7 protein-coding genes are annotated in these 5,863 nt (G+C 68.3%); 3 read left to right on the top strand and 4 right to left on the bottom strand.

From position 1 onward, the window contains the following. The 4 genes from APY03_RS42555 to APY03_RS18970 all read right to left on the bottom strand — a co-directional run. The coding region (locus tag APY03_RS42555) for a hypothetical protein (protein WP_198161267.1) at positions 1-410 on the bottom strand (410 nt) is incomplete at its 3' end. Between the two features lie 360 nt (positions 411-770). Next, complete coding sequence (locus APY03_RS41630) at positions 771-923, bottom strand: hypothetical protein (RefSeq protein ID WP_157103428.1); 153 nt, start codon at positions 921-923, stop codon at positions 771-773. Positions 924-945: 22 nt separating this feature from the next. Further along, entirely contained in the window at positions 946-1,326 is a 381-nt protein-coding gene (locus APY03_RS44095; RefSeq protein ID WP_068679019.1) for a hypothetical protein, read from the bottom strand. Further along, positions 1,323-1,631, bottom strand: coding sequence for a hypothetical protein (locus APY03_RS18970; protein ID WP_232324336.1), 309 nt, complete (start codon positions 1,629-1,631; stop codon positions 1,323-1,325). Before APY03_RS18970 ends, APY03_RS44095 begins: the two co-directional genes overlap by 4 nt. A gap of 659 nt (positions 1,632-2,290) precedes the next feature. On the opposite strand from APY03_RS18970, the gene APY03_RS18965 reads away from it, so the two are divergent. The 3 genes from APY03_RS18965 to APY03_RS18955 all read left to right on the top strand — a co-directional run. After that, positions 2,291-2,827 carry a ParB/Srx family N-terminal domain-containing protein gene (locus APY03_RS18965; RefSeq protein ID WP_068679017.1) on the top strand — a complete coding sequence of 179 codons (537 nt, stop codon included), beginning with the start codon at positions 2,291-2,293 and terminating at the stop codon, positions 2,825-2,827. Positions 2,828-2,941: 114 nt separating this feature from the next. Beyond that, positions 2,942-4,105, top strand: coding sequence for a tyrosine-type recombinase/integrase (locus APY03_RS18960; protein WP_068679015.1), 1,164 nt, complete (start codon positions 2,942-2,944; stop codon positions 4,103-4,105). Then, on the top strand, positions 4,102-5,863 hold a 1,762-nt coding region (locus APY03_RS18955; protein ID WP_083944472.1), incomplete at its 3' end, for a hypothetical protein. The genes APY03_RS18960 and APY03_RS18955, both read left to right, overlap by 4 nt.

Genomic DNA, 5,863 nt, shown 5'->3' with positions numbered 1-5,863 from the left:
CCGGCAGCCGTCGCACCGGTCGCCGAGTCGCCCGCGACGAAAGTGCCGGCGAGGCCGGCTGCGCCCAAGCGGATCCAATCGCGCGCCGGCTCAGCGAAAGGCAAATCAAGGAAGACGTCGGCGGCCGCGACGGCGTCTCCAGCCGCTGCGGTTGCAGCGCCCGCCGACCCGGCGACGCGTCCGGCGAAGGCCTCGCGGAAGAAGTTGGCTGTGAAGCCTGGTGCCGGATCTGCGGCCGGTTCGGCGTCCACACCAGCGGTCAAGCCGCCGGTGAAGAAGTCGCCGGCGAGGAAGGGCCGCGCGGCCACGACGGCGCGCGCTTCGAACGCAGCCAAGAAAAGCACCCGTCCAAAGACGCCGGCGGCGGGGTCGGAGCCTGCCGTGACGGCGAAGAAGGCGGTGGTGTCCAAGGCCCTGCCCAGCCGCAAGAAGACGAATCCGACGAACCCTCAACCTGCTGCGCGTAAGGCGGCCGTGGTGGAGAGCCAGGCGCCTTCGGCGTCTGGAGCGGTCAGCGCGACGGCGTCGTCGGCGTAATCCTCGTTGCAGCACTGCCGTCACAAGGGCGGCGGCATGCCTGGGGCGGCCTTGGCCGTCTGTTCTTCAGCGGGCGCTGCAGGTGTGCGCAGTGGCTGCGACGTCCCCGGAGTCCATGCAAGGCGGAGTTGATTCACTCTTCCCGACGATGCTCACGTTGATCGCCTCATCGAGTGGCCCACGCGAGTTCCATGAGCATCCCGCGCACGTTCATAGGCACTGCGTCACTGCGTCTACGCACGGATCGTCTCGGGATGGATCAGGCCGACGTCGACCGCGGCGTCGGTGACGCGCGCGACGGGGACTGGTGCCCCACCGACCGGATCGGCGTCCTCGTGCTCGGCCGCCTTGACGCGATCGATGCTGGAAAGAAAGCCCATGCCCATTGGGTTGCTCCTTGCGTACACCTCAGCCTCGCTGCGGGTCGTCCGGACTGGCCTTGCCGGTGCGCTCTGCGAACCAGTTGGCGTACGGGGTGTTGCGCACCAGACGGCGGTTGAGGTCCGGCGCGCCGTCGGTCCACCAGACCGGGCCGCGCTCGCCCAGGGCGAGCTTGGCGGCGTTCACCCGGTCTCGGGCCTGGCGCGGCGCAGCGGCTTCGCCGCTGCGCCGGGCAGCTGCCACCCCGCGGCGGGCGTCCATCAGCCGGTCGACCAGGTGCTGGCGCTCCTCGCGAGTCAGACCAGGGTTGACGGCGCGCCACAGGCGCCCGCGCACGACGAGGTAGCGCCCGTCGGGCGTGAGCGGGTATTGCTCCGCCAGGGCGGGTTTGTCGCTCGGCTGTGTCATGCGGTCGAGCCGTCCGCCGCGTGGCGCAGCGCGCCCAGCTGCCGCGCTTCCTCGGCGTCGCGCAGGCTCCTGGCCGCGCGGGCGGCCGAATACTCGACGAAGAGGACGTCGATGGTCCGGGCCCACTGCTCGGCGGTTTTCTGCCGGCCGTCTGCCTGCATGTTGGCCTTGAGGATCGGCTCGGCCTCTGACTGGTGCTGCTGCTGATCGGAAGGGCGGCGGGAGGGAAAGGCTGGAACGGCGACGCCGGCCCGGCGAAGGATGGTCTCTTTCTGGTCCGTGGTGAGCATGGCGGTCTCCTGCAAGCGCCGTTCCAGCTTTGCCCTGTCGGAAAAACGGCACCGTCGGTGATTTCTGATTCGCGTGGTCGGCCGGCCGGCTCACCGGTGTGCTGGCCGGCCCGATGCTGAAAAAGTGAGGGCCGATCGGTGGAACGCAAGGGCCGCGGCGATGCGCACAGCGGTGCTTGATGCGGGCGCCCCAGCGGCTGCGCCGCTGTCGGGCTGCTCCAGGTTCGCGCATGCGCGCTCATCCCCTCGCGGGGACTGGCCTGGTGGCCAGCCTTGCGCATCCCTGGCGCAGGTGCTGCGCCCCTTGAACATCCATTGATCAGACCTGCCTGCGGCAGGTAGAGGCGCTCGCCGCGCGGCGGTTCCGGTACGCGGCGACCTCCTGCAGTGCTGCCGTTTGCCTGAGTCCTTCGCCTTGTCCGGTGACTCTGCGCCCGCGCTGCCGGGGGACCGGCTTCGCCTGCAAGGGGGTGTTCATAACGCTGGCGCGTTACGAATGCTTCCCCCTTGCTCCCCCGTCCTCGCGGTCGCTGTCGTTCACCGGGCGAAGAACTCAGGAAAACGGCGGCCAGCTCCGGGTAGGAGGCCGATGCGAACCGGAACCCTTCATGGAAGGGCTCTGAATCTAGGAACCCGGCATCTCTTCATCAACTTCAACTGCAAAGGAAACTGAAATGACTGTCATTGCCAAGCCAAGGAAGATCGTTGTATCGCGAGCGCGCAAGCCAGCTGCGCTGGCTGAAGCTGCGACGCCTGCACATGTCGAACCCATGGGGCGCGATGTGCTGGTACCGCTCGACAAGCTGTTCGTCGGCGAGGCCAACGTGCGCAAGGTGCATCACGAAGAAGGCTTGATCGAACTGGCCGCGCTGATCGAGGCGCAAGGACTACTGCAGCGCCTGAGCGTGGTGGCACATCCCGAGGGGCGCTTTGCCGTGGTGGCGGGGGGACGGCGCCTGCGTGCGATGCAAATTCTGGTTGCGAGCGGGCGGTGGCAAGCGTCTCAGCCCATCGAGTGCAAGCTGTACGACGAAGACCAAGCCGTGCAGGTGTCGCTCGCCGAGAACTCTGGCCGCGAGAGCATGTTAGGTCGCGTGCTGCGAGTGTCCTGCATGTCATCGTGCATTCATCGTCGATGGTCATTGTGTCGAAGGAGAGTGTTCGACGCGCGCCCGGGCAAGCTTGCCCGGGCGCGCGTCGCCGGGCGATGAGGCCGTGCGTTCACATCAGGTGCCTGGAACTGTCCTCATCGTGAAACTGCAAGGCGCAGCGGGCCATGGCCTATCCTGCGTCGCGCGGTGGCAAGTGCCTGGTGGAGGACAGCGATGGCAAGAATCATCCGTGCGGCCGCTGGCCATACCGACATCGCACAAGGTCTGCCGATCCTGGTCGACGAGCGCATGGCGATCATCGAGCCGGCATTCGCCTACCTGCTCGAACTGGCAGCCATTCCAGGACGGGCGCACAGCGCGCAGACTCTGCGCACCTATGCCGAGCATCTGCATGACTGGTTCGACAGCCTGGAGCAGTCCGGGCTGGAATGGAGCTCGATCGACGAAAGCACGATCGCGGCCTACCGCAATCGGATGCTGCACAACCCCAGCGCACACACCGGCAGGCCTTACGCGCGCGCCACGGTGAACGGCCGCATCCACACCGTCTGCCGCTTCTACAGCTGGGCTTGCGCGAAGGGCTGGATCGAGCGGCTGCCATTCCGGTTCGTCGATGTGCGGGTGTCGGCCGAGCGGCGCCAATCCTTCCTGGGCCACCTGCACAGCGGCGCATCGGTGATGCCGGCCAATGTCTTGACGCTACCCGTGCACGAGCGTCTGCCCCGGCCGCTGCGCGTGGACCAATTGCGCCTGGTGTTTGCCCAGTTGGGCGAGCCTTACCGCTTGATGGCCCAGTGGGCGCTGGTGACCGGGATGCGCCGAAAAGAGTTGTGCGGCCTGTGCACGTTCCAGGTGCCGGAGACGGCGCACCTGCAGGCGCAGGATCATCCGTTGGTCGGCGTTGCCCTGACCGTCACCAAGGGTGACCGGCCACGCACGGCCTACCCGCCGATCCGGCTGGTGGATGCCACGCTGCGATACATCGATGAGGTCCGCACGCCGCTGGTGCGGGCTCGGCGGCGCCGGGATGCGCGCTACCGTGCGCCTTCGCAGCTGTTCCTGAACAGCCGAGCCGAGGCGGTGACCTGCGAGCGGCTGACCGCAGTGTTCAATGCGGCCTTCCGGCGCGCGGGCCTTGACGGCTCGGCGCACTGGCTCAGGCACACCTTCGCGATGGCCATGCTCGTGCGTTTGCAGCGCCAGGCGCTGCAAACGCCGGAGATCAACCCGCTCAAGACGGTGCAGGTCCTGCTCGGCCACAGGTCGATCCAGAGCACAGCGCTGTACCTGCGCTGCGTCGAGCTTCATGAGCGGGAGCTGGCCGGCAGCATCGACTACCTCTACGGAGAGTTGATCGGTCAGGAGCGCGCGCCGTGAGCAGTCGCACCGGGAGGCTCGACCGTCGATTGCAGGCGGTCGCACCGCACGGGCAAGCCGCGACCGCGGCAGGCGCGGTCGTGGAACTGCGCGACAGCTGGGGCCAGGTGCAGGGGCACTACGACCTGGAAACGCTGGCCCTGCCGAAGGACATGGCGCGGATGCTGGCCGAGGCCTTCCGACAGCACCATGCGGCTTCCACGCCCGAGATGTGCCGCGGCTGCTGGAAGGCCTTGCAGAGCTTTGCGCGCTTCGTGGCCGAAGACGGTGCCGTGAGGTCGCTGCGGGATCTCGATACGGCGGCTGTGGGGCGCTACATCGCATGGCTGGACCGCCAGGTCGGTCCCACGGGCGAGCCGCGCTCGCGCAAGGGGCGCGCCAATGTGCTGTCTGGGTTGCGGCAGTTGGTGGACTGGATGAAGCGGCACCATCCCGGCGCGCTGGCGCAGCGCATCGACTTCCCGTACCGGGTGTACCCGGACCTGAACGCCCAGCCGAGAAAACGGCTGCCCGAGGATCAGCTCAAAACCATTCTGCGCGCTTGCTACGAGGACATCAACGCGGCGTGGGCGCGCTTCGAGCTGGGGCGGGAGATCCTTCGAAGCGCCGCGGTGCCGCAGGGCGCCTCGGTGCAACTGCATGGCCTGGTGCGCGCGTTGGCGGGCGTGGATGGCGGCGTGATGCCCGCACGCCTGACGCTGGTCGCGCATGGCTTCAACATGGCCGCCATTGCACGCGAGGGCGGCCTGCGGTCACTGGCGGGCTACCTGCATCTGACCGGCGAGACCGCGGTGCCGTTCTTCGTGGCGTTGGCGATCCAGTTGGCGGCCAACCCGCACCCCTTGGCGAGGATGGGACGCGAGTGCCTGCGAGCGCACCCACTGGACGAGCATCGCGTGATCGTCGAATGGGACAAGGCCCGCGGTGGCGGCAAGGTCAGGCGCGCGCAGCGGCGCTCGTTCGATCGCCGGCGCCGGCATGCGGCGCCGAACCTGATCGACAAGCTGTTGGCGATGACCGAACCGCTGGTCGAGCGCGCCGGCCGCGACCACCGTGGCTTCCTGTTCCTGGTGGTGAGCGAGAAGACCCGACACATCGCGCCGATCTCGTTGAGCACGCTGACCCATACCCTCAAGGCGTTCATCGCTCGTGCCAACGCCCGGATCGCCATCTGGAACCAGGCGGCGCCCGAGCGTGCGCGCGTGCCGCTGCCGGACTTCGCCGCGGTGCTGCTGCGCGGCAGCGTGGCGACCGAGCACTACCGCGCCTCCGGCGGCGACATCTTGCACGTCCAGCAGATCCTCAACCATGGCTCGGCCGTCACGACCGAGGCCTACGTGATAGGACCGAGCACGGAGCAGTTGCGCCGCGAGACGGTGGCAAGGCTGCAGAAGCTGATGGTCAGCTGGCTGACGGGCCCCGCTGGTACGGCGCCACCTTCGGATCGCCCTATGCCTGCCGCTGGCGTGCGGGCAACGGCGCCGTTCGGCCACGACTGCCTCAACCCTCTGGACGGCTCGGGCCCGGGCGCGCAGACCGGGCGGGTCTGCGCGCATCTGGGCGGATGCCTGCGCTGCCCGGGCTTGGTGATCCCCCTTGATGAGGCGCATCTGGCGCGCATCCTGTTGGCCAAGGAGGAGTTCGAGCGGGCCCGTGAGCGACTCGATGCGCGGCGCTGGGAGCTGTTGTACGCGTCGAGCTACCGCATCCTGGTGCAGGACATCCTGCCGGACTTCCCAGAGGCCATGCATGCCCCGG

The organism is Variovorax sp. WDL1 (genome assembly GCF_001541225.1).
In the GTDB taxonomy this organism is placed as follows: domain Bacteria; phylum Pseudomonadota; class Gammaproteobacteria; order Burkholderiales; family Burkholderiaceae_C; genus Variovorax.
Note: the sequence above shows the minus strand (reverse complement) of the source record. Positions and strands in the feature narration are given on the sequence as shown.